The 23,104-nt window shown below is 66.0% G+C and carries 19 protein-coding genes; 7 read left to right on the forward strand and 12 right to left on the reverse strand.

Annotated features, from left to right (window positions below):
• Positions 1-21: 21 nt before the first annotated feature.
• The 7 genes from ABZ863_RS08930 to ABZ863_RS08960 all read right to left on the reverse strand — a co-directional run bounded on the left by ABZ863_RS08930 (position 22) and on the right by ABZ863_RS08960 (position 9,507).
• On the reverse strand, positions 22-1,455 hold the full coding sequence (locus ABZ863_RS08930) for a sulfatase-like hydrolase/transferase (RefSeq protein ID WP_358532686.1): 1,434 nt from the start codon (positions 1,453-1,455) through the stop codon (positions 22-24).
• On the reverse strand, positions 1,445-2,038 hold the full coding sequence (locus ABZ863_RS08935; protein ID WP_358532689.1) for a TetR/AcrR family transcriptional regulator: 594 nt from the start codon (positions 2,036-2,038) through the stop codon (positions 1,445-1,447). The genes ABZ863_RS08930 and ABZ863_RS08935 overlap by 11 nt, the downstream gene beginning before the upstream one ends.
• Positions 2,039-2,247: 209 nt before the next feature.
• Positions 2,248-3,786, reverse strand: a complete 1,539-nt coding sequence (locus ABZ863_RS08940; protein WP_358532692.1) for an ABC transporter substrate-binding protein — start codon at positions 3,784-3,786, stop codon at positions 2,248-2,250.
• A gap of 204 nt (positions 3,787-3,990) precedes the next feature.
• Positions 3,991-5,586 (reverse strand): glycoside hydrolase family 3 N-terminal domain-containing protein, encoded by a 1,596-nt coding sequence (locus ABZ863_RS08945; RefSeq protein WP_358532695.1) that lies wholly within the window; start codon positions 5,584-5,586, stop codon positions 3,991-3,993.
• A gap of 284 nt (positions 5,587-5,870) precedes the next feature.
• Positions 5,871-6,704, reverse strand: coding sequence for an ATP-binding cassette domain-containing protein (locus tag ABZ863_RS08950; RefSeq protein ID WP_358532698.1), 834 nt, complete (start codon positions 6,702-6,704; stop codon positions 5,871-5,873).
• A complete protein-coding gene (locus tag ABZ863_RS08955; RefSeq protein ID WP_358532701.1) occupies positions 6,701-8,569 on the reverse strand; it encodes a dipeptide/oligopeptide/nickel ABC transporter permease/ATP-binding protein in 1,869 nt (622 codons plus the stop codon). The genes ABZ863_RS08950 and ABZ863_RS08955 overlap by 4 nt, the downstream gene beginning before the upstream one ends.
• On the reverse strand, positions 8,566-9,507 hold the full coding sequence (locus ABZ863_RS08960) for an ABC transporter permease (RefSeq protein WP_358532704.1): 942 nt from the start codon (positions 9,505-9,507) through the stop codon (positions 8,566-8,568). Before ABZ863_RS08960 ends, ABZ863_RS08955 begins: the two co-directional genes overlap by 4 nt.
• 281 nt (positions 9,508-9,788) lie before the next feature.
• On the opposite strand from ABZ863_RS08960, the gene ABZ863_RS08965 reads away from it, so the two are divergent.
• Complete coding sequence (locus ABZ863_RS08965; RefSeq protein WP_358532707.1) at positions 9,789-11,174, forward strand: sulfatase-like hydrolase/transferase; 1,386 nt, start codon at positions 9,789-9,791, stop codon at positions 11,172-11,174.
• A 61-nt stretch (positions 11,175-11,235) separates the two neighbouring features.
• Here ABZ863_RS08965 and ABZ863_RS08970 read toward each other — a convergent pair whose 3' ends face one another.
• From ABZ863_RS08970 to ABZ863_RS08990, 5 genes are all read right to left on the reverse strand, one after another.
• Complete coding sequence (locus ABZ863_RS08970) at positions 11,236-12,405, reverse strand: acyl-CoA dehydrogenase family protein (RefSeq protein WP_358533163.1); 1,170 nt, start codon at positions 12,403-12,405, stop codon at positions 11,236-11,238.
• 50 nt (positions 12,406-12,455) lie between these two features.
• A complete protein-coding gene (locus ABZ863_RS08975; RefSeq protein WP_358532710.1) occupies positions 12,456-13,622 on the reverse strand; it encodes a thiolase family protein in 1,167 nt (388 codons plus the stop codon).
• A 105-nt stretch (positions 13,623-13,727) separates the two neighbouring features.
• On the reverse strand, positions 13,728-14,831 hold the full coding sequence (locus ABZ863_RS08980) for an ABC transporter substrate-binding protein (protein WP_358532712.1): 1,104 nt from the start codon (positions 14,829-14,831) through the stop codon (positions 13,728-13,730).
• Positions 14,832-14,869: 38 nt separating this feature from the next.
• Positions 14,870-15,727: an ABC transporter permease gene (locus ABZ863_RS08985; protein ID WP_358532715.1), complete on the reverse strand. Its 858-nt coding sequence runs from the start codon at positions 15,725-15,727 to the stop codon at positions 14,870-14,872.
• A gap of 33 nt (positions 15,728-15,760) precedes the next feature.
• A complete protein-coding gene (locus tag ABZ863_RS08990) occupies positions 15,761-16,525 on the reverse strand; it encodes an ABC transporter ATP-binding protein (protein ID WP_358532718.1) in 765 nt (254 codons plus the stop codon).
• Positions 16,526-16,814: 289 nt separating this feature from the next.
• Between ABZ863_RS08990 and ABZ863_RS08995 the strand changes: the two genes are divergently transcribed.
• The 6 genes from ABZ863_RS08995 to ABZ863_RS09020 are packed head-to-tail and all read left to right on the forward strand — an operon-like array spanning position 16,815 to position 23,096.
• A complete protein-coding gene (locus tag ABZ863_RS08995; protein WP_358532721.1) occupies positions 16,815-17,201 on the forward strand; it encodes an OB-fold domain-containing protein in 387 nt (128 codons plus the stop codon).
• The gene (locus tag ABZ863_RS09000) at positions 17,198-18,349 is read left to right on the forward strand and encodes an acetyl-CoA acetyltransferase (protein WP_358532724.1); all 1,152 of its coding nucleotides are present in this window, start codon (positions 17,198-17,200) and stop codon (positions 18,347-18,349) included. The genes ABZ863_RS08995 and ABZ863_RS09000 overlap by 4 nt, the downstream gene beginning before the upstream one ends.
• An 8-nt stretch (positions 18,350-18,357) precedes the next feature.
• Positions 18,358-19,050, forward strand: a complete 693-nt coding sequence (locus tag ABZ863_RS09005) for a 3-oxoacid CoA-transferase subunit A (protein WP_358532727.1) — start codon at positions 18,358-18,360, stop codon at positions 19,048-19,050.
• A 1-nt stretch (position 19,051) separates the two neighbouring features.
• Positions 19,052-19,732, forward strand: a complete 681-nt coding sequence (locus ABZ863_RS09010) for a 3-oxoacid CoA-transferase subunit B (protein ID WP_358532730.1) — start codon at positions 19,052-19,054, stop codon at positions 19,730-19,732.
• A complete protein-coding gene (locus ABZ863_RS09015; protein ID WP_358532733.1) occupies positions 19,729-21,840 on the forward strand; it encodes a 3-hydroxyacyl-CoA dehydrogenase NAD-binding domain-containing protein in 2,112 nt (703 codons plus the stop codon). Before ABZ863_RS09010 ends, ABZ863_RS09015 begins: the two co-directional genes overlap by 4 nt.
• Positions 21,841-21,854: 14 nt before the next feature.
• On the forward strand, positions 21,855-23,096 hold the full coding sequence (locus ABZ863_RS09020) for a CaiB/BaiF CoA-transferase family protein (protein WP_358532736.1): 1,242 nt from the start codon (positions 21,855-21,857) through the stop codon (positions 23,094-23,096).
• Positions 23,097-23,104: the final 8 nt, after the last annotated feature.

Raw genomic sequence — 23,104 nt, forward strand, 5'->3', positions numbered from 1 at the left:
CGGTGGGCCTCGGAAGGGGGCTCACCTCACGCGCGGGAGAGGTGCTGGAGGAGCGAAGCGTGAGTAAATCTCCCCGTCGGGCGGACGCATGGCTTGGGCGGCGGTTGTCGCAGCCCGTGCGACGAGTTCTCTCTCGACGGCCTCGTACTCGGCCCGCCCAGAGACATTCATTCTCTCGGCTGGGTCCTTGATTCGGTCCGCGAGGAAGATGTCCCGTTCATGGGGAAGTGCGGTTCTCCCATCGACGCGCGTGGTCATGTCGAGGCGATATCGGTCGGTGCGTACGCAGATCCTCTGAGGCCATCCAGTCCCATCGGAGATCGTCCCCGTCCCGTGATTCGGGAAGGCGCGACTGGCGGCGGCGCCATAGCCGATGCCGCTGATGTGTTCAGTCGGAGGGTCATCGTGCAGGAGGTCGCGGCCGCCGATCGAGTCGGGAACAGGCACTCGGGCCGCCGCCAGTGCCGTGCGCGCGACGTCGGCGTTGGAGGCGAGATCGACGCGTCGGCTTCCGGGATGGCAGACGTCGTCGCCCGCGATGATCAGCGGTATGCGATGACTGGCGGGAGCGAACGTGTGCTTGCCGTAGGAGCCGTCTTCGCCAAGGTGCGCTCCATGATCAGACGTGAAGATGACCATCACTCGGCCCAGTCCCGGCGTCTCGTCGAGCGCGCGCATGAGAACGCCTACCTGCTCGTCCAGCCACGCGACCGCTCCGTGATAGGCGACCAGGGCCTTCCGGAAGCCTTCCGCGGTCATCTCCCGTCCGCGACTGATCTCGGCGAAACGGCGCTCGAAAACAGTGTCGACCGGCTCGAGGCCGGGTCGGCTCTCGAAAGGGATGTCCGCGTAGCGGCTGGCCCATGGCTCGGGGACAACCACAGGTGTGTGGGGCTGAAGGTACGAGGCCCTGACGAGCAGCGGACGTTCCGCGCTCCTGATGGCTTCCACCACGGAGGCGGTGATCGCGTCCGAGGGGTATGGCCTGTCGTCCGGCCATGTACCTGCGACGACGGTCCCCGTACCCGGGGTCGAAACGACCGTCCTCTGTTCGGCCCCGGCGCGGATCTCGCGCATGTCAGCGCCATGGTGGTCGTCGAGCTGCCACGGCTGAAGTGCCGGCGGGACGTGCTCCTTGCCGAAGGAGCACGTCTGCCAGCCGCTCTGCGCGAGATGCTCAGTGAAGGTCACAAGTCCGTCGAGTAAGGGATAGCCATTCGTGTATGCCTCGTTGCCCCATACACCGGACTGATCGGGGCGCAGCCCGGTCGCCATGCTGACCCGTGCCGGAACACAGACGGGGGACGCGGTATACGCTTCCTCGAAGAGCACGCCTCGGTCTGCGAGCGCGTCGATGTTCGGCGTTCGGATCCGCGGATGAGGTGCGCCGTAGCAGCTGAGAGCGTCGGCACGCAGTTCATCGGCGAGGATCCAGAGAATAACGTCACGCTTCATGAGTGGCGCCTGCTTCGTGCTCGGCTCGGTCATCCTGTGCTGATCGCGCCTTGGCCGCGGGCGGGACGAAGCGATTCCAGAAGGCGAGGATGGTGTCGTACATGTCGACCGACTCGGGAAGGAGAACCCAGCGCGTCTGCAAGCCGTCGAGGAGCGCGATGAGCGTTGTCGCGATCTGCTGTGCGTCGACAGCGGGGTCGAATCGTCCCTCACGTTGACGGATCTCGATATCGCGTGCCACCCGATGCTGGATGACGAGATAGCGCTCTCTGAAGTACTCGTGACCGGGATGGTTGGCGTCGGTCGCGTCGGCTGCGAGATTGACGTATAGCTGGATCAGTCCCGGCACCGTGGTATTGCGCCGCGCGAGTTGCAGGGTCGACGGCAGCTCCCCGCGACCGATTGGCTCGAGCCACTCGACGTCGACGGCGTCCCTTCGTCGCAGCACCTCGACGTAGAGGTTCTCCTTTGAGCCGAAGTGATGAAGCAATCCTGCCGGAGTCATGCCGACCGCGTCGGCGACGTCGGAGAGCGTCGTCGAGCCGAATCCTTTCTGGGCGACGATCTTGAGCGCCGTGTCCAAGATCCGTTCTTGTGACGCGCGTCCGCGCGGGTACGGCCTACGTGGCATCTCGTTCCCGAATTCCAGTTCAGGCGGCAACCTCGCGCCGCGCCTCTTATCCATGAATCCTCCCACGGGCTTCCTCTCGAACCTGGCCGGGGATCCGAGGGAAGCCCGCCTTCGGGTAGACACAAACAAGAGGCGTCACGCGCATCAGGTGAAATCTGCGATCAGTTGCCGGCGGGCGAATAGTTGTAGAGTGACGGGACGGCCTGATCGATCTGGTTCTGCACGCTCACCGCGTCGTTCCAGTAGAAGTGGTTGAATGGCCGGTACATCGGCACGAACCACACCTGGTCGATGAAGTATTGGTTGATGTTCTTCGCGGCCTGGTCCCGCTCCGTTTCGTCTCCATACTGAGCAATGCGGATGAGCTTGTCGAGATCCGGAGTCTCCATGTGGTAGGGATTCCACGGCGCATCCGGGGTGCCGAGGAAGCGGATGTGCTGCCAGGAGTCGCGCTGATTGAGCTTCATCAGCCCAATCGGGAAGTCACCGCGAAGCATGGAAGGCATCGCCTCTCCCGGGCCCCATTGATGACGCTCGACCTTGATGCCGACGTCCTCCCAGTTCTGCAGGATGGAATCGTAGATGGTCGGATCGAATGTGTTCGAGATGGGGAACGTGATGGTCAGATCCTCAGTGCCAGCTTCTTTCAGCAGCTGCCGTGCGCGCTCCGGGTCGTATTTGTACGCTGAGTCAAGCTGGTTCAGATAGCCGGTCGTACGTGGCCCGAAGGTCTGGCTCGTCAACTCGCCACGGCCTTGTTCGACGACATCGAGGATGGACTTGGTGTCGATCGCCAGCGCTAGTGCCTCTCGCACCCTCACATCGGCCAACTCGGGGATCTTCTGCCCTTCGCGGTCGAAGATCAAGAGCCCCATCCAGCCCGTGGAGTAGGGATCGCTGTGCAGACCCGCGTTTTCGGCCTCGATCGCGCTTGCAGCCCGGTTGAACATGGCGGCGTCCAATTGACCCGACCTGAGTGCGTTCAGGCGCGCCGTGTCGTCGGTCATGATCTGAAACTCGACCTTGTCGTAAGGGAGCCGTTCGCCCCAGTAGTCATCGTTCCTCACCATGGCGATCTTCGACCCGGTGACCGTGTTGGACGCGTCGAGCTGATAAGGGCCGGAGCCAACGGGCATGGTGGCGATGCTGTCGGCGGTGAGCGCATCGGGGCTGCCCATGTACCCTCCTGCACTGGTCAACACATAGGGCAGCGACGGGTCTGGCGCCGACAGTCGCAGCACGGCGGTAACCGCATCCGGGGTCTCCACAGCCGAGATCGCATCAAGAGCCGAGCCCATCGGGCCGTTGGCCTTCTGGAAATGTTCGATGTTCGCCTTCACGGCGTCCGAGTCGAAGGTCTCGCCATCCGTGAATTTGATGTTGTCTCTCAGCTTCAGCGTGAAAGTGAGTCCATCATCGCTGAACGCCCACTCAGTGGCCAGCATCGGCGTCAGTGAGCCATCGGGCTTGCGCTTGATGAGAGTGTCATAGACCGACTGGAACAGCGGAGCCAGGTGTCCTTCGTTGGCCTGACCGGGATCCCAGCTCTGCGGCTCCTGCAGAGACCCGATCCGCAACAGGGGCGCTGTCGCGGGGGCGGAGTCGTCGCCAGGCGACGTCGCCCCGCCACCGCACGCGGTCAGACCCAGGATCGCGGCCGTCGCTACGGCGAGAGCGATCTGGCGGCGTGAAATACGCATGTGTCATTCCTCACACAACATTGGGTTCGAAATCAGTGCACAGACGCTGAGCAAGCCTGCAGGGTTCTTCACTGAACGTGATTCAGTATTAGTCACGGAAGAGGTGGACGCAAGAGGCAAGTCCATGCCCGAGAAACGAGAGCAGATCCATGTCTCTTGCATGAAGCCGTTGCGTACATGGCTGAGGGTGGTTCAGCATCCACGTCAGTGGCGTCGGTCGTTCTTCGGAAGAGTGAGCCCGAAACCGTGCCTATAGAGAGGGTTCGCGGCGTCTCCGGGAACGTCGGCGCGCGAGGCCTCGACCGATCGATGGCTCCGAGGCAGGTCGAATGGGAGCTTCCCCTCTGGCGGTATGACGCCGGTGAGCACGTCGAGCAACGCCTCATCCGAGGTTCCGAATACGCCGACCATCGCGGCGGCGAGAGGCTCAAGCGGTGTCAGCACCGCGGGTCGATCGAGATGGACCGCGAGCACCACCGGGACCTGCGCCGCGAGGGCGGCCACGCTCGCGACGGTCTCGTCATCGAACTCGAGGTTCCCGGCATGGAAGCTCGCCTCGAGCATGTAGTGGTCCCGTGGCTCATACGGGGTGGCGAGACGCACGAGCGCGACCGTCGCCTCCGCAGGGGAGGCGACGGCATACAGTCCCGCCTCACGCACTTTCTCAGCGGGGAGGCTCTCCGCGTAGATGGCCGTCCCTTCCGGCAGAGGCAGGACCGGCAGACCGCTGCTCCGTTCGTTCTTCAGCAAGGTCAGGGATCGGGCCTGGGCTCGGTATCCGGCGCTGACCGCCTCATGTCCACGGACGCGTACTGCCGCCTTCCCCTCATCGACGAACGGATCGTCGAAGAGGCCGAGCTCGAACTTCACACGAAGGAGCCGGCGTGCGGAGACGTTGATCCGCTCCTCACTGACCTCGCCGTGTTCGACGAGGTCCACCACGACTTCGGGGCACTCCTCGCCTCCGAACTGATCGCATCCCGCGTCGATGACCTTCTTCACGCGTTCGGCGATGGAGAGATGCTCGACACCCCAGGCGCGCGGTGGCAGGTTCCGACCGTGCAGACTGGAATCGGTGATGAGGCCCCAATCGGTACAGACGACGCCGTCGTAGCCGAGCTCCTCTCGCAGCAGGTCGGTGATGATCTGCCGGTTGAATCCGAAGCCGACCTCCTCGATCGGTTGGCCGTTGCGCATGAGCCCGATCGGCATGCCGTAGTACGGCATGATCTGCGAGACCCCTCGCGCGATCACACGCCGGAAGGGCTCGAGGTGATACTCGAACGCGCCGCCCGGATAGATCTGCTCGCGTCCGTACGGATAGTGGGGGTCCTCCCCGTCCTTCTGCGGCCCACCGCCGGGGAAGTGCTTCGCCATGCAGGCGACCGAGCCGCGGCCGAGTTGTTCACCCTCGAAACCGTCGAGGTAGGCGAGCGCAAGCCTGGCGGCGACGTCGGCGTCCTGCCCGAAGGTGCTGTACTGCCGCGCCCACCGCGGTTCGGTCGCAAGGTCGAGCGTCGGGTGCAGTGCGGTTCGGAGACCTACGGCCAGGTACTCCTCCCGGGCGAGGCGCGCGAACTCGCGCACGACCTCTTCGTCGCGCAGCGCGGCCAGGCCGAGTGGTTCCGGCCAGGCGGAGAAGTGCTCGGCTGTGAACGAAGCGCCCCAGTTCTGCGTGAAAGAGTGGCGTGGATCGGTCGAGATCGTAACGGGGATGCCGTGGGGGCTGTTGCGGATCGCGAACTCCTGGACCTGGTTGACCCACCGTGCCATGAGCCGGGGCTCGGGGATGAACTGCACGTTCAGATGGTTGATCAGTTTTTCGCCCAGGGCCTCCCGCAACGGACACTGTCCCACGCGCGGGACGTCATCTGCGATCTCTCCTGTGGCGGGAACGGGAGAGATCGTGTGGAACATGAGTCCGGCCTTTTCGCGTAGCGACAGGCGCCCCAACAGATCATCGACGCGTCGGTCGATCGGGAGTCGCGGATCTTCGTAAGGGTCTAGGCGGCTATTGCCGTTCAGATCACGGTAGGCGACCCCATCCTCCACAGATTTCGGAACCGATGTGATGGCATGCGTTCTCACGCCACCTCCTCCTGTCTGGCCAGGTGTCGTCGCTCGTTCCGCCGCTCCCGTTGTCTCACGGGGTCCGCAACGGGAGCGGACATGAACAATCGCTGCGTGTAACCATGAGATGGGGTCGACGTGACGCGGTCCGCGCGCCCGGATTCAACGATTCGGCCGCGGTAGAGCACGACCACGCTGTGGCTCACAGCCCGTACGACGCTGAGGTCGTGGGTGACGAAGAGATAGGCGACCCCGGTGCTCTCTTGAATCTCCGTGAAGAGGTCGAGGATGTGCGCCTGGGTGGTCAGGTCAAGGGCGGAAACGGGCTCGTCGCAGACGATCAGGCGAGGCTTCAGCGCCATTGCGCGCGCGATCGCGATGCGCTGGCGCTGGCCGCCCGAGAACTCCCTCGGCAGGCGATTGCGCGCATCCGCGGGCAGATGCACCCGATCGAGCAGCTCACCCACGCGCGCGACGGCGTCCCGGCGCGTCCACCCGGTGACCACGAGTGGCTCCGAGAGGATGGCTTCGACGGTCATCGACGGGTTGAGCGACGTGTACGGATCCTGGAAGACGACCTGGATGTCCTTACTCAGGGCGCGACGGTCTCGACGGCGCGTATGGGTGATATCGCGGCCGTCGAACGCGATCCTGCCCTCCGCGGCCGGTACGAGCCCGAGGATCGCCCGCCCAATCGTCGTCTTGCCCGACCCCGATTCCCCGACAAGACCGACGGTCTCACCCGGCCTCACGGAGAACGAGACGTCCTCGAGAGCGCGGAAGACCCGGCGCCCCTTGCCGGAATAGTCGACCGCGAGCCGATCGACGGTCAGCAGCGGGGCGGTCATCGTGATCCTCCTCGGGTGTTGGCAGCCGACGTGCCAGGGCTCGCATCGCCGCCCGGATTCTCTTCGTCTGCGAAGGGATACGGGCGGGGGGCGACGTCGTCGAGGATCGACTCGAGCAGCTTCCTGGTGTACGGATGCTGCGGCGCGGCGAAGATCTGCTCCACTTGTCCGGCCTCGATGATCCGGCCCGTCTGCATCACCGCCACGTGGTCGCAGAGGTCGGCGACGACGCCGAAGTTGTGCGTTACAAGGATCACGGCCATCCCGGTCTCCTGCTGAAGTTCGCGCAGAAGGTCGAGCACGTCCGCCTGCACCGTCACATCGAGGGCCGTTGTCGGCTCGTCGGCGATCAGGAGACGCGGGTTGCACGAGATCGCGCCGGCGATGAGCACGCGCTGTGCCATGCCGCCCGAGAGCTCGTGCGGATATGAGTCGAAGGTCTTCTGAGGGTCGGGGATGCCGACGCGAGCGAGCAGTCGCAGAGCTTTCTCCGTGGCCTCCCGCTTCGACAGCTTCAGCCGGGTGCGCATCGGCGCTGTGAGCTGAGCGCCAATCCGGAATGCCGGGTCGAGGTTGCTCATCGGCTCTTGCGGGACATAGGCGATCTGCGTGCCGAGCAGGGCCCGGTGGGTGGACGATTCCATCCCGACGAGCTGCATGCCGTCGAACACGATCGAGCCGCCCGTGACGCGGCCGCCGTCAGACAGCAGTCCCAGGATGGCGAACGCTGTCTGCGATTTCCCCGACCCCGACTCGCCGACAAGACCGAGCACTTTCCCTGCCGAGACATGGAGGTCGACTCCCCGCACGACCACGGCTCGCCCGGCGCCCTCGCCGTAGGCGACCCTGAGGCCCTCGACCTCAAGCAACGAGCGGGGACCGTTCTTGTGCTCGTCTTCCCGGTCCGCGGCGCCATCGGGCTGGATGATCGTCTGCTTGACGCCCGTGCTCGGCTCCGAGTCGGGCTGAACGGCAGCGGGTGGTGTCCGATCCTCGAGCGCGTCGCGCAGTGCATTGCCGAGCAGGACGAGCGCCGTCGACACGATGCCGATCACGAGGCACGGCCAGAGGATGAGGCTCGGGTCGAGCGCGATCTTGCGGAAGCCCTCGTTCAGCATTGCACCCCACGAGGGAACCGAGGCGTCGGAGACGCCGAGGAACTCCAAGCCGGCCTGCACGCCGATTGCGATCGACGCCAGGCGAGCTGACTGGATGATGACGGGCGCGCGGACGACGGTGAGGACGTGCCGGCCGATGATGCGCGCGTCGCTGAGGCCCGAGACCCGCGCGGCGTCGATGTAGAGCTCGCCGCGCACCGCCATCACGGCGCCTCGGACGATTCGGAAGAAGCCGGGGGCGAGGAGCACGCCGAAGACCGCCATTGCAATCCAGACGGAGGGCCCCGCCACGGAGCGGACGGCGAGCACGACGACGATTCCGGGCAGTGCCAAGTTGAGGTTGTTGACCCAATTTGCGACGTTGTCGAACCAACCGCCGCAGTAGCCCGCGATGAGCCCGCTCGTGACGCCGACCGCGAAGGCGACGGCGACGGCGAGCGTGGCACCAAGCAAGTTCACGCGGCTGCCCCAGAGCAGGCGGCTAAACGTGTCGCGACCGGAGCTGTCGGTGCCGAGCCAGTGCTCGGCGCTCGGTCCCTGCATCGCGGCGCGGAGGCTGACCGCATTGGGGTCGGGTACGCCGAGCCACGGTGCGCAGACCGCAAGCGCGACGACGATGAGCAACGCGATCGCCGACAGGAGGCCGAGGGGATTGCGGAGGAATCGTCGGAGGGTCCCGGAGGCGAACCTGCCGGTCCGGAGTTGGCCAAGACCTGTCACGACGCCAGTAGGGATCTGGGGGTTCATGAGAGACGCACCTTCGGGTTCAGCCAGGCGACGGCGATGTCGACGAGCAGGTTCGCGACGACGACGAGGAGCACGGCGGCGAGCACGACGCCGACGACGAGGGGGAGGTCCGTGCGGCTCGTCGCCTCCACGGCGAGCGAACCGAGGCCGGGTAGCGCGAAGACCTGCTCGATCACGACGGCGCCGCCGAGGATGCCGACGATCTGGACGGCGAGGGAAGTCAGGCCGTTCGTCGACGCATTGCGGAGCACCGACGTCAGGACGATGCGCCGCTCCGACAGGCCACGGCTACGCAAGGTTCGGATGTAGTCGTTACGCAGGACACCGATGGTGGCCGAGCGAACCTGCTGGGCGACTCCGGCGACACCACCCACGGTCAGTGCGACGACCGGGAGCGTGAGGCAGAGCAGCCACTTCGATGGTGAGATCTCGAGGGGTGTGTATCCCGTGGCCGGGAACCAGCCCAACTGCAGGGCGAACACGGTCACGAGGAACAGCGCGACGATGAAGTGCGGTAGTGCGTCGCCCAGCGTCGCGAGGACCTGGAAGGTGCGGTCCACCCAGCCACGGCGTATTGCTGCGTACGTGCCGAGCGTGAAGGCGAGCACGCCCGTCAGGAGCATCACGAGCACGACGAGGGACAGCGTTACCGGTAGGCGTGCGGCAAGGGTGTCCCAAACCGGTTGACTCGTGAAGTACGACCGGCCGAGATCGCCTCGGAACGCGTTCAGCAGCCAGTCGCCGTACTGAACAAGCAGCGGTCGATCGAGCCCCAACTGCTCGGTCTTCAGCGCGATCTGTTCTTGAGTGGCGTTCTCGCCGAGGATGTTCGCGGCAATGTTGCCGGCTGCAGGGTAGAGGAGCAGGTAGGCGATGAATGTCACGGCTAGCAAGAGCGTGACCGTGGCAATCACGCGGCGCAGGATGAACGTCGTCATCAACGCTCCTTCGCCACGGACATGCTTGAGCGAATGGCTCCCATGACCGGGCTTCCTTGTACTTCGTTGGACAGGATGAACCGCGGTGACATACCGCAGGGTTGACTAGATACTAAACCACCTTCAGTATTGGAGCAAGCGCGAGTCAGGCGCCCGCAAGGCGTGACAAACCCGGACGAAGGGGCAAGGCTTCGGCGGCGACGCTGCTCGCGATCGATGTCACCCTGACCGTGCGGCACAATCGCTGCGCTGCGAGCCTGACCCCTTACGGAGCAAACATCGTGACCGCAAAACCTAACGTCCTTTTGCTCATTGCCGATCAACACCGCTTCGACTGGATAGAGGGCGCCACACCTGGACTACCGGTCCGCACACCGAATCTCCGTCGACTGCAGGAGCGTGGGGTGACGTTCACCCACGCCACGACGCCGTCCCCTCTCTGCGCGCCGGCGAGAGCCTGCCTCGCCACCGCCCGGGACTACGACAGTGGCTTCGTTCAGAGCAACGCATTCGACCTGCCGCTCGACGCGCCCACCTACTTCCGTGCTTTGCGCGATGATGCCGCGTATCACGTCGCCGGGGTCGGAAAGTTCGATCTCCACAAGGCGACACTCGACTGGGGACTCGACGGGAGCCGATCGCTCGAGGACTGGGGCCTGAGCACGGGAATCGACAACGAAGGGAAGTTCGACTCGCTCTGGTCCAGCCGTGAGGGACCCCGCGGGCCCTACGTCAAGTGGCTCACAGATCGCGGGTTCGCTGAACCGCACCTCACGGACTACGACCGTCGGCGCCACGCTCCTTATGCCGACGTCGACGTGAGTCCACTCTCCGAGGACGACTACCTCGACAACTGGATCGCCGCGAACGCGATGAGAATGCTTGACCAACGGCCTGCGGGGAAGCCGTGGCATCTCGTCGTCAACTTCGCCGGACCGCACGATCCGATGGACGTCACGGAAGACATGCTCGCGCGATGGGCAGACGTCGAGTTCCCGCTCCCCGTCGAAGGTGGCGAGTTCAACGGCGACCACCAGGCGATTCGTCGTCGATACGCGGCGATGATCGAGAACATCGATCGCCACGTCGGTGACCTACTCGATGCGCTCCAGAACTCGGGTGAACTGGAGAACACGCTCGTCATCTACACCAGCGACCACGGGGAACTCCTTGGCGACAGGGGCGTTTGGGGCAAGGGCGTTCCGCTCGACCCCAGCATCCGCATCCCGCTCATTATCGCTGGACCGGGGGTGAGCAGACACGGACAGGAGCTCGACGTGCTGGTCACGCTCGAAGACGTTGCGGCAACAATCCTCGATGCCGCCGTGGCACAGCCGCTTCCGGGAATGACGGCTCAATCGCTCCTGCCCGTGCTCACCGAAGAGGTCTCAGCCCATCGAGACTTCGTGGTGAGCGGCCTGGATCGCACCGACCACGAGATCAACCTCTTCCGGCGACACTACGGCGGTGGTGAATGGGCAGAGCTACAGAGCTGGCGCACTGTCACCCGCGGACGCTTCAAGCTCACTGTCAGCCCGCAGCTTCCGCACCCGATCCTCGTCGATCTCACGGCCGACCCGCATGAGCTTCGGAATATCGCTGATCAGCACCCTCAACTGGTGACGGCAATGCTCGAGTATCTCCCGGCAAGCAGGTCGGGTCTGTAACAGATCGATGTTTTTCGGTTGACCACGTTTCACGGACTTGCTGGTGAGGGGATCAGGGCGCTTACCCGCCGAATCCGTTGAGCCTCACATGTCCCTTCAGCAGGTTCCTGGCGATTGTGCGCCGCTGAATCTCGTCGGTCCCCTCGAAGATTCGCAGCAACCGGAGCTCGCGGTACCACCGCTCGATGGGCAGCTCCTTCGAGTACCCCATGCCACCATGGATCTGCAGTACTCGGTCGACGACGTTGTTCGCCATGACTGCGCCGTGGAGCTTCGCGATCGACGACGCGTGTCTCGCGTCGGATCCTTGCTCGACCATCCAGGCGGCCCGTAAGGTCAGCAACTTCGTCGACTCGATCTCGACGTGTGAGTCGGCGATCTGCCACTGGATGGCCTGATATTCGGCAATCGGGTGTCCCATCGACACGCGGTTGTTCGAGTGCTCGATCGCCATCTCGAGAAGCCGCTCCGCAGCCCCGACCGCTCGGGCGGGGATTATGTAGCGGTTCCGCCCGATCCATTTCATGGCGATTTCGAAGCCGCCGCCTATTTCGCCGAGGATGTTCGATTCAGGTACGCGCACATCGACGAACGACAGTGCGGCCGGGCCCGTTTGGCCCATCGTGGGAATCGGCGTCGACTCCCACCCCATGGCTCGGTCGACGATGAAGCACGTCACCCCGCCGTCGGAGCCCTTCTCCTTGTCGGTGACGGCGAAGGCCAAGACGAAGTCGGCCTCGTTGCCGCCGGTGATGAAGATCTTCTCGCCGTTGATAACCCAGTCCGAGCCGTCCCGGACGGCGCGCGTCCGGATGTTGCGGGCATCGGAGCCGGCGCCAGGCTCGGTAATGGCAAAGCAGGATCGTCGTTCGCCCTCGATCGCCGGAATCAGATACTCCCGCTTCTGCTCCTCGTTGGCCCCATAGAGAAGGTGGTCGGCGTTCCCACCGAAGGAGAACGGCACGAACGTACGCGCGGTCTCGCTCTCAATGATCGCGGTCAGCACCGGTCCCAGGTTCGCTCCGCCGTACTCTTCCGGCGTGTTGATGCCCCAGAAGCCAGATCTGCGCGCTGTGGCTCGCAGGTCTCTGAGTTCGCTGGCGTCCAGCCCCGGCCGACCCTCGCGCTCTCTGCGCAGTACCTCGGGCTCCAGTGGAAGCACTTCCTTCTCGAGGAAAGCACGCACGGACTTCCGTACGAGTTCTTCTTCCTCACTCAGTGCAAAATCCACCATGTTTGTTTCCCTTCATAATGGCAATCGAATCGCTGCGGCGACCTGCTCTACCTTTCGAGCACGACCGCGAGTCCCTGGCCAACGCCGATGCAGATCGCGGCCACAGCGACTCCCCGTCCGCGCCGGGCCAGCTCATGCGCGGCGTGGCCGATGATCCGGCCGCCGGAGGCGCCGAGCGGGTGGCCGATTGCGATCGCGCCGCCGTGCATGTTCACCTTCTGTGGGTCGAGCTCCGGCCACAGCTGGAGGCACGCGAGGCTCTGCGATGCGAACGCCTCGTTGAGCTCGACGATGTCCACGTCCGCCCAGGTGCGGCCGGCCCGGGCGAGCGCTCTGTTCGCGGCTTCGACCGGAGCGACGCCGAACACGTCGGGCTCGTTCCCCGCCACGCCCCGTCCCGTGATGCGGGCGAGGGGTTCGACATCCAGCGCCCCCTCCGCGCCGAGGAGTACTGCGGCCGCGCCGTCGTTAATGGACGATGAGTTGCCCGCCGTGACGGTGCCGCCCTCGGCGAAGACGGCCCTGAGATCGCCGAGCTTGTCGAGAGTGGTGTTGTCCCGAATGCCTTCGTCGCGGGCGAGCTCGTGACCGGACACCTGCACGATCTCCGCGTCGTAGACGCCGTCCGCCCACGCCCGCGCGGCGAGACTGTGGCTGCGCAGGGCGAACTCGTCCTGCGCAGCCCTCGACAGGCCGTAGATGCCGGCGAGCTTCTCGGCGGACTGTCCGTTGGAAATGGTCCAGTCCTTTGGTAGCGCCTGGTTCGTCATCCGCCAGCCGATCGACGTGTTCCACATGGTCTGGTTGCCCGAAGGCCACGCCTTCGGCGACTTCTCGACCACGAAAGGGGCGCGGCTCATCGACTCGACTCCGCCCGTGAGGATCACGTCGGCATCCCCCGCCTCGATCGCGCGCGAGCCCTGAATGACAGCTTCGACGGCAGACCCGCAGAGGCGGTTCACAGTGACGCCCGGGACGCTCGTCGGGAACCCCGCGATCAGGGCCCCGAAGCGCGCGACGTTGCGGTTGTCTTCGCCGGCCTGGTTGGCGTCGCCGAAGATGACGTCGTCCACACGCGACGGATCGAGCCCGGTCCGCTCGACGATGGTTCGCATCACGAGAGCGGCGAGGTCGTCGGGGCGAACGCCGGACAGTGCGCCCCCGGCACGCCCGAACGGTGTGCGGACCGCGTCGTAGACGTAAGTACCAACCATGGTCAACTCCCTTGATCAGCTGCCCGGAGCGGCAACCAGACGGTCTTGTGTTTCACCCGCGCCAGGGAGTCCGAGCTGAGCTGCTCGATGCCGACGTGGGTGCTTTCATTCAGCAGTCCATTTGCTCGCCTGCTCGTCGATCGCGGCGACGTCGAAGTCACTTGCTCTCTGGGTGACACTGAGGTCGACGACGGTGTCGGTGTCGGCGGTGCCTTCGATCACGCCATGTTGCTCGAAGAAGGTCGCGGCCTGCGCCACGCGCTCCGGCGTGAGGTATCCCCAGATGCCATCGTCTCCCGGGACAGCGCGAGCCGCCCATGAGTTGGCGGTCGCCTCGATCGTGCTCGCCAGGGCCTCTTCGTGCGTGCCCGTCGTGGGCGTCTGGTCGGGGTGCTGGCCCCAGTAGATCTCGATCGCGGCGGCGGGATTGGTCTGAGCGAACTGCATCCCCTGGTATGTTCCGCGCAGGAACTTCTCGATCGCTTCCGGGCGCTCTTCGAGAGTCTCGGCAGTGACGACGTAGGCCATCGATCCGGCCACGTCGTCGAGAGGCGAAGGCAATGGGCGCAGCGGCTCGTCGGTGAGCTGGGACACGATGTCGATCGGCCCGTCGTAAGAAGAGTAAGCGGCGACTCGCCCCTCGTTGAGCGCCTCGGCCGCCTGGGTGCCGTAGCTGACCGGCAGCCACTGCACATCGGCTTCTGGGTCGAGCCCCGCAGATTGGACGATCGATCGCCCGTACGAGTAGCTGCCGCCCGTGAGGGAGATGGCGCCGACCGTCTTGCCCTTGAGGTCTTCGACGCTCTGCACGGGCGACGACTCCGGAACGGCGATCCGCCACAGGTTCTTCGGCGTGAGCGCCACGATACGCAGGTTGGGCGCCTGCGCGGCGAAGGCGTAGACGGCGTCCGTCGAGGAGACGGCAATGTCGGCGCGCCCGCCGATGAGCGCCTGGAGCCCCAACGCATTGCCGTCGACGTAGACGGTCTCCACGTCGAGCCCCTGATCGGCCCAGTAGCCCATTTCGGTCGGCACGGCGTTGTATGGGGCCATGGCGACGGTGGGGTTGGGCGAGCCGACGTTATAGATGAACGGTTCGCCGTCGGTGCCGTCGCCCGATGTCGACGAGCCCGCACAGGCGGATAGGGCGAGTGCCGAGACCGCGAGAGCGGCAATGCCGCCGGTGAGCCGGCTGATGCGGGCATTCATGCTAGGCGATCCTCCTTGATCGGTGGTGTGGTGAAAGGTCAGCGGGGGACGATGCTGCGGGGCAGGACCTTGCGCAGTCCTTGGGTGAGCGACCTCAGTGAGACGCCCAGGATGGCAAGCAGAATGAGGACCGCGTACATGGACGCCGAGTCCCCGAACTGCTGCCGCTCGATGAGCAGGTAGCCCAGGCCGGACTGCGCGCCGACGAGCTCTGCGGCGACGGCGCCGAGCAAGGCCAGGACGACCGCGACGTCGAACGAGGGGAACACATAGGACATTGCGTTGGGGATCCGCAGGTAGCGCAGTTCCTGCCACACACTCGCGCGGTATGACCGCAGCAGCTTGTGCTCGTCGGGGTTCACGTTGGTGAAACCCGCGATCGACGCCGTCATTATGGGGAAGAACGCCAGCAGCGTCGCCACCACGATCTTGGGCTCTGGGCCGTAGCCGAGTGCGACGACGAGCAGCGGTGCGATCGCGATCTTGGGAAAGCTCTGCAGGGCGATCACGAACGGATAGAACGCCTGGTACAGCGTCCCGACGAACGCGAACAACGCGCCGGTGACAAGGCCGATGATCGCTCCGAGGAAGAACCCGGCCACCATCTCATACAGAGTGGTGAAGATGTGCTCCCACCACAGCCCACCGAAGACGCCACGCACCAAGGCGTCCCACACCTGCGGTGGCGCTGGGACGAGCAGCGGGCTCACGGCACCTGCCGCCGTGACGGCGAACCACCCGGCCAGGATGATGATCAGTACCAGAAGTGGCAGGAGGATCGCGCGGGCGGTGGCTCGGCCAGCGCCGCGAGGGGAGCGGCGCCGTGCGGGTTGCGCGGGCGGCGTGTCCATCGCCGCGGCTTCAGCGGCGCCGATGTCGCTGGGTGCAGAGGTCATGGTTGTCTTCTCCGATGGGATCCGTGCGCAGCGTCAGGAGTGGGGGCCGATCTGAGTGCGGATACCCGCGACGATCTCGAAGAACGTCGACTCAGACCTGATGTCGGGAGTGCGTGGGCGGCCCAGCGGGATCTCCACGATCGCGTCCAGCCGACCGGGGTGGGCGCTCATGACGCCGACGCGATCCGACAGATATGCCGCTTCGGCGATGTTGTGGGTGATGAACAGGACCGTTTTCGGACGCTCCGTCCACAAGCGAAGCATCTCGTCCTGCAGCGTCTCCCGGGTGAACTCGTCCAGCGCGCTGAACGGTTCATCCATCAGCAGCACCTCGGGATCGGAGACGAGAGCTCGAACGATCGAAGCGCGTTGCTGCATCCCGCCCGACAGCTCGGCCGGATACCGGTCCGCGGCATCCGACAGACCCACGATATCCAGGTAGTGCTCCGCGAGCCGGCGAGCCTCCACAAGCGACTTCCCGCCGATCTTCGCGGGTAGCAGGATGTTCTCGCGTACCGTGAGCCAGCGCAGCAGGGTCGCGTTCTGGAAGACGATGCCGGTCGATCGTTGCGGTTGCGTGATCTCCTCCCCGCCGATGCGGATCACACCGGTGGATGGTGGAAGGAGCCCCGCCACCATGTTCAGCAGAGTGCTCTTGCCACAGCCGCTTGGCCCGACGAGACTGAAGAACTCCCCCGGCCGCAGGGTGAGATCGGTCGGTGTCAACGCGAGGACGGGTTCGTTGCGCGACCCGTCGTAGGTCTTGGACACGTCTTCGATAGCGATGCCTCGAGCCATCGGTTCCTACCTCATCTCCATTGATTCCGGTGGTGCGATCTCGGTCAGAGCGCTTCGCCCGGCCCGTGGATCATCCGACCCCCACGTTGGTGCCCGAGCCTATGCCGCCGGGTTTGCGCAGACCATCAGGATTCTTCGAACACAGTGTTGAAAGATCTCGATCGTTCACCGGCAGCGGGCCGAACTATGGTCGACAGAGCCAATCCCGGTCTCTCGACAACGACGTGGAACCGGGCTCATCGAGGAGCGCGGGCAATTCGGCCGGCGTCTCCGCCGGAAGGTAACCCACATGGAATACGACTTCGCGCGAGGTGGCGTGGACGCGCACTACTTCGCGGCGCTCGCGGATGGGCGATTCGAGATTCCGCGCTGCGAGGACTGCACGCGGTCGCACTTCTACCCGCGCGCCGTGTGCCCCTACTGCGGCTCTGCGCGCCTCGTCTGGGTTCTTGCGAGCGGGGAGGGAACGATCTACTCCACGAGCACCGTGCACCCCCGCGAAGGGGATGCCTACAACGTCGCGCTGGTGGATCTGTCCGAGGGGCCCCGCCTGATGACGCGCATCGAGCAGATCGCACCGGAGCAGGTGCGGATCGGCAGCCCGGTGCGCTCGCGCATCGTCAGCGAGGGCGGAGATCCGCTTCTCGTGTTCGTTCCGAGGGAGGCGTCGGCATGACCGCCTCGGGCATCTCCATTCTCGGTACCGGGCTCGCCGGGCTCGGCCACGCCGGCGGGCGATCGGAGCAGGAGATCATCGCCGAGGCGTCCCACCGTGCGGTCTCCGCCAGCGGACTTCAGCTGGCGGACATCGACGGCCTGATCACGTGCAGCATCACATCGCCGTGGTGGGTCATCCGGATCGCGGAGTATCTGGGCATCCAGCCGACCTTTTCGGACAGCACGATGTTCGGCGGGTCGTCGTTCATCGCCGACCTGCTCACGGCCCGGCTCGCCATCTCGGCAGGCCTGTGCCGGCACGTACTGATCTGTTACGCCGCGACGCCGCGCAGCGCGCGCAGCAACTCCGCGATGAACAACATGCGGGCCCAGCTCGACCCGCAGCTCTACGAGCACCCCTACCGCCCGTTCAACCCGCCGACCAGCTACGCGCTGGCTGCGGCCCGGCATATGCACGAGTACGGCACGACGCGGGAGCAGCTGGCCGAAGTCGCGGTCGCCGCGCGCGGGTGGGCGATGCTCAACCCGGACGCGTTCCGCCGCGATCCACTCTCGGTCGACGATGTGCTGAACGCGCGCATGCTCTCCGAGCCGCTCACGGTGCTCGATTCGTGTCTGGTGACGGATGGCGCGGCGGCGTTCGTGGTGAGCGCTGCGGATCCCGCCCGTGATCTCCACCCGGCCCCGGTCGACGTCCTCGGGGTGGGGCACGCGCATTCGCACCGGCAGATTTCGAGCATGCCCGACCTCACGGAGACTTCCGCTGCGCGCTCGGGTCGCATCGCCTTCGACGAGGCGGGGCTTCGCCCCCATGACATCGACGTGGTCGAGCTGTATGACGCGTTCACCATCACCCCGATCCTCTTTCTCGAGGACCTCGGCTTCTGCGCGAAGGGGGAGGGCGGGTCCTTCGTGTCGGAAGGACGCATCGCCCCGGGAGGCTCGTTCCCCCTCAACACCAACGGAGGCGGGCTGTCGTGTGTCCATCCGGGAATGTACGGCGCATTCCTAGTCGTGGAAGCGGTCACCCAGCTCCGTGGCGAGGGCGGCTCCCGACAGGTCCCCGATGCGCGCACCGCCCTCGTACACGGCAATGGCGGTGTGCTCTCCAGCCAGGCCACGGCGATCCTCGCGAATGGACGGTGATCGGACGGATGTCACGACGAACACTCGACAAGGTCTCCGCCTCGGTCGACGAGGCGGTCGCGGACGTGCCCGACGGCGCGACCGTGCTCGTCAGCGGATTCGGCACATCCGGGCAGCCGATCGAGCTCATCGAGGCGCTGGTGCGCCAAGGGGCCCGGGGGCTCACCGTGGTGTGCAACAACAGCGGAACCGGCGACAGCGGGCTCGGCAAGCTCATCCGTCTGGGACGGGTGGAGAAGCTGATCGCGTCCTACGCGCGTGGACCACAGAACCAAGCCTTCGAAGAGGCCTATGCGCAGCGGAGGATCGCATACGAGTGCGTGCCGCAGGGCACGCTCGCGGAACGACTGCGCGCGGCAGGTGCCGGCCTGGGGGGATTCCTCACTCCGACAGGATTCGGCACAGAACTGACTGAGGGCAAGGAAACACGGATCATCGACGGCCGCGGTTTCGTGCTGGAAGCTCCGTTGCCCGGGGACTTTGCGCTCGTGGGCGCGCACCGTGCCGACGTCCTCGGCAATGTCACCTACCGCAAGGCCGGACGGAACTTCGGTCCGCTCATGTGCATGGCCGGCGCGACAGCGATCGTGCAGGTGGACGAGGTGGTTGCCGCGGGCGGGATCGACCCGGAATGCGTTGTCACCCCAGGGATCTTCGTCTCGCGGGTCGTCACCATCGAGCCCACCGGGAAGGAAGGATGACATGACGCTGACCGACATGCAGATCGTCGCCAAGGCGGTGCGTGACGTGCCTGCCGGGTCGTACGTCAATCTGGGCATCGGGATGCCGGTCACAGCGCTCGACCTGTGGCGGGACGACGACTCCGTCGTCATTCACAGCGAGAACGGGATCCTCGGCATGCGCGCACTGGACCCGGAGGAGCCGGGGGACCCTGACGTCGTCAACGCCGGCAAGCAACCCGTCGCGGTCCGCGAGGGAGCCGCGTACTTCCATCACGCCGACTCGTTCGCCATGATGCGCGGCGGGCACCTCGACTACTCGATCCTCGGCGCGTACCAGGTCTCCGCAGCAGGGGACATCGCGAACTGGTCGCTCGGCAAAGCGGGAATGATACCGGCGGTCGGCGGCGCGATGGACCTGGTGGTCGGAGCGAAGAACGTGTGGGTCGTCATGCGGCACCTCACCCGTGACGGCGGCCCCCGCCTCGTGGAATCGTGCACGATGCCCCTGACAGGGGCCCACGTCGTGCGACGCGTGTACACCGACCTCGCGACGATCGACGTCGGCGGTGAAGGCTTCGTCGTCACCGAGATCTCACCGGACGTCACGGTTGCGGAGCTGCGCGCCGCCACCGATGCCCCCTTGCAGTTCGCCCCGGGCGTGCTCGCCCACCAGGAACAGAAAGACGGTGCGCAGGCATGACCGCCATCAGCGAAACCGAACGCATCAACGCCGTCACCGGTTACGCCCTTGGCGGAGACGTCGCAGTGATCTCCATCGACGCGCCCCCGGTGAACGGCATCGGCGCGGCCGTTCGCGCAGGCCTGCACGCGGGGCTGGATCGGGCGGCGGCGGACGGCGCCGTCGCGGCCATCATCCGCGGCGAGGGCAGGGCGTTCAGCGGCGGTGCGGACATCCGCGAGTTCAACACGCCCGCTGCCACCGCGCGACCGCTCCTGCGTGACGTGATCGAGAAGATCCAGGCGTCGAGCTTCCCGGTGATCGCCGCCATCCACGGGTACGCGCTCGGCGGCGGCCTCGAGCTCGCGCTGGGCTGCGACTACCGCATCGCGGAGCGAACGGCCCGGCTCGGCCTGCCGGAGACGGCACTGGGCCTCGTGCCGGGAGGCGGGGGAACTCAGCGGCTGCCGAGGCTGGCGACTCTGGAGACCGCGATCGCCGTGATCCAGGGTGGCAGGCAGTTGTCGGCCGCCGAGGCACTCGCCGAGGGCGTCATCGACGAGCTGTTCACCGGTGATCCGACCAATGCGGGCCTGACGTTCGCGCGCACGCTCTCCCCGCGGACTCAGCGCCGCGACACGCACAACGCACCGGTGACCAACACGGGGGTGGACTTCGAGGCGTTCCGCGTAGGAGTGTCTTCTCGCGCGCGGAACGCCACCGCACAGCGTGTGGCACTGGAATGCATCGAGGCCGCGACGCGCCTGCCGCTGGCCGAAGGGCTGGCATTCGAGCGCGCCCGGTTCGAGGAACTCGTGGGCGGATCCGAGTCGCGCGGGCTTCGGCACATCTTCCTCGCCGAGAAGCGCGTGAGCCGGGTGCCCGAGGCAGGCCAGGACGCGGACGTCCTGCACGTCGCGGTGATCGGTGCCGGCACGATGGGCGCAGGCATCGCGATGGCCTGTACCAACGCCGGCCTGACGGTCACCCTCGTCGACGCCGACCAGGCCGCGCTCGACCGCGGGCGCGCCACCATGCGGCGCAACTACGACATCACCGTCTCGAAAGGCAAGCTGACTCCGGAGCTCGCCGAGAAGCGCCTGGAGAGCATCACGGGGTCGACGGAGGTCGGCGACGTCGCAGCCGCCGACCTCGTGATCGAAGCGGTCTTCGAGGACCTCGACGTGAAGAAGAGCGTGTTCGAGACACTCGATCGCGTGTGCCGCCCTGACACCATCCTGGCGACCAACACCTCCCGGCTCGACGTCGACAAGATCGCCGCAGTCACGTCACGGCCGGAGGACGTCGTCGGTCTGCATTTCTTCAGCCCGGCCAACGTCATGAAGCTGCTCGAGGTCGTCGACGGCGACCGCACCAGTGACCGCACGCTCGCACGCTCGCTCCGGTTCGCCAAGCAGCTGGGCAAGATCCCCGTGGTCGTGAAGGTCGGCGAGGGATTCGTCGGCAACCGGATGCTGACTCCGTACTGGCGGGAGGCGTGGTTCCTGCTCGAAGAGGGGGCGACACCGGCACAGATCGACGCTGCGATAACCGGGTTCGGCATGGCGATGGGCCCGCTTGCCACCGCCGATCTCACGGGGCTCGATATCGGCTGGGCGGGGAGGAAGCGCCTCGAGCCGACCCGGGATCACACCCTGCGTTACCCGCACATCGCCGACCGGGTGTGCGAGGCGGGGCGGTTCGGCCAGAAGACCGGCGCGGGCTACTACCGGTACCAGGAGGGCAGTCGCATCCCGATCGAGGATCCGGCGGTCACCGCGCTGGCGACCGAGGTGGCCGGCGAGCACGGCATCCAGCAGCGCGAGATCACCTCCGACGAGATCGTCGAGCGCTGCATGCTCGCGCTCGTCAACGAGGGAGCCGCGCTGCTGGGTGAGGGTATCGCCGCGCGTGCCTCGGATATCGACGTCGTGTACGTGAACGGATACGGCTTCCCTGCGTGGCGCGGCGGCCCAATGCACTACGCGGAGGAGATCGGCCTTGCTGAGGTGCTGGAAAGGATCCGCCGGCTCGAGCGCGTGCACGGGCGGCAGTGGACTCCGGCGCCGCTTCTGGAAGAACTCGCCGCGGCTGGACGCACCACCTTTGACGAGCACCAGAACGGATGAAGGGAGAACGACCGATGCTGCACAACGCTCTGGGCGGGGTGCGAGTCCTGGACCTGTCCCGCATCATGGCCGGCCCGTGGTGCACCCAGAACCTCTCGGACCTCGGGGCCGAGGTCATCAAGGTGGAGGGCACTCTGCGCGGGGACGACACGCGCGGCTGGGGGCCGCCGTTCCTGGACTCCACTCACGAGTCCGACGGGTTCTCCGCCTACTACATCAGCACCAACCGCGGCAAGCGTTCCATCGCGGTGAACTTCAAGGATCCTGCGGGTGTGGAGCTGCTGACCCGTCTTGCCCGCAGCGCCGACATCGTCGTTGAGAACTATCGTGCCGGAACGCTGGCTCGTCACGGCCTCGGCTACGACGACCTGCGCGCGGTCAACGAGCGGCTGATCTACCTCTCGATCACCGGGTTCGGGCAAGACGGACCGGACGCGGCCAAGCCGGGGTACGACTACGTGTTCCAGGGGCTGGGCGGCCTGATGAGCTACACCGGGCTGCCGGACGGGACACCGGGCGCGATGCCCATGCGCACCGGCGTAGCCGTCGTCGACCTGATGACCGGCATGTACGCGACGAGCGCTGTGCTCGCGGCTCTCCACCAGCGAGAAGGAACCGGTGCAGGCCAGCACATCGATCTGGCGCTTCTCGACGTCGCCGTCGCGCTGAACGCGAATCAAGGCGCCAACTACCTCGTGTCTGGCGAGGCGCCGAGGCGGACGGGCAACGCCCACCCCAATTGCGCACCGTACGAGGTGTTCGCCACAAGCGACGGGCACATGATCCTCGCGATCGGCAACGACACTCAGTTCGAGCACTTCTGCGTGGTCGCCGGCCTCGCCGGGCTCGCGAGCGATCCGCGGTTCTCGACCAACGCCGGCCGTCTTCGCCACATGGACGAGTTGCGCCCGCTGCTGACCGAGGTGATCGCGAGCAGGAGTCGTGCCCGATGGGGCCAGGAGCTCACTGCAGCGGGTGTGCCATGGGGCCCCATCAACACTCTCGACGACGTGTTCCGCGAACCGCAGGTGCGTCACCGCGACCTCGTCATCCACGCCGCCCACCCGCAGTTCGGCGACATCCCCATGACCCGAAACCCGCTCGTGCGTGCTCCCGACCTGGTGCCGGTGGCACCGCCCGCGCACGGCGAGCACACCGTCGAGGTCCTCCGTGACGCTCGGTACACGGAGGAGGAGATCGAGGCGATGATCCGGTCAGGCGCCGTCCGGCAGGCGACGGAAAGGGCCGTCATATAGCAACGTAG

This window comes from Saccharomonospora sp. NPDC046836 (genome assembly GCF_040645195.1).
Lineage (GTDB): Bacteria > Actinomycetota > Actinomycetes > Mycobacteriales > Pseudonocardiaceae > Prauserella_A.

Bases quoted from the DNA above. Each gene is read 5' to 3' on its own strand.
- ABZ863_RS08930 (WP_358532686.1), bottom strand. From the start codon at position 1,455: ATGAAGCGTGACGTTATTCTCTGGATCCTCGCCGATGAACTGCGTGCC.
- ABZ863_RS08940 (WP_358532692.1), bottom strand. From the start codon at position 3,786: ATGCGTATTTCACGCCGCCAGATCGCTCTCGCCGTAGCGACGGCCGCG.
- ABZ863_RS08950 (WP_358532698.1), bottom strand. From the start codon at position 6,704: ATGACCGCCCCGCTGCTGACCGTCGATCGGCTCGCGGTCGACTATTCC.
- ABZ863_RS08955 (WP_358532701.1), bottom strand. From the start codon at position 8,569: ATGAACCCCCAGATCCCTACTGGCGTCGTGACAGGTCTTGGCCAACTC.
- ABZ863_RS08960 (WP_358532704.1), bottom strand. From the start codon at position 9,507: ATGACGACGTTCATCCTGCGCCGCGTGATTGCCACGGTCACGCTCTTG.
- ABZ863_RS08975 (WP_358532710.1), bottom strand. From the start codon at position 13,622: ATGGTTGGTACTTACGTCTACGACGCGGTCCGCACACCGTTCGGGCGT.
- ABZ863_RS08980 (WP_358532712.1), bottom strand. From the start codon at position 14,831: ATGAATGCCCGCATCAGCCGGCTCACCGGCGGCATTGCCGCTCTCGCG.
- ABZ863_RS08985 (WP_358532715.1), bottom strand. From the start codon at position 15,727: ATGACCTCTGCACCCAGCGACATCGGCGCCGCTGAAGCCGCGGCGATG.
- ABZ863_RS08990 (WP_358532718.1), bottom strand. From the start codon at position 16,525: ATGGCTCGAGGCATCGCTATCGAAGACGTGTCCAAGACCTACGACGGG.
- ABZ863_RS08995 (WP_358532721.1), top strand. From the start codon at position 16,815: ATGGAATACGACTTCGCGCGAGGTGGCGTGGACGCGCACTACTTCGCG.
- ABZ863_RS09000 (WP_358532724.1), top strand. From the start codon at position 17,198: ATGACCGCCTCGGGCATCTCCATTCTCGGTACCGGGCTCGCCGGGCTC.
- ABZ863_RS09005 (WP_358532727.1), top strand. From the start codon at position 18,358: ATGTCACGACGAACACTCGACAAGGTCTCCGCCTCGGTCGACGAGGCG.
- ABZ863_RS09010 (WP_358532730.1), top strand. From the start codon at position 19,052: ATGACGCTGACCGACATGCAGATCGTCGCCAAGGCGGTGCGTGACGTG.
- ABZ863_RS09015 (WP_358532733.1), top strand. From the start codon at position 19,729: ATGACCGCCATCAGCGAAACCGAACGCATCAACGCCGTCACCGGTTAC.
- ABZ863_RS09020 (WP_358532736.1), top strand. From the start codon at position 21,855: ATGCTGCACAACGCTCTGGGCGGGGTGCGAGTCCTGGACCTGTCCCGC.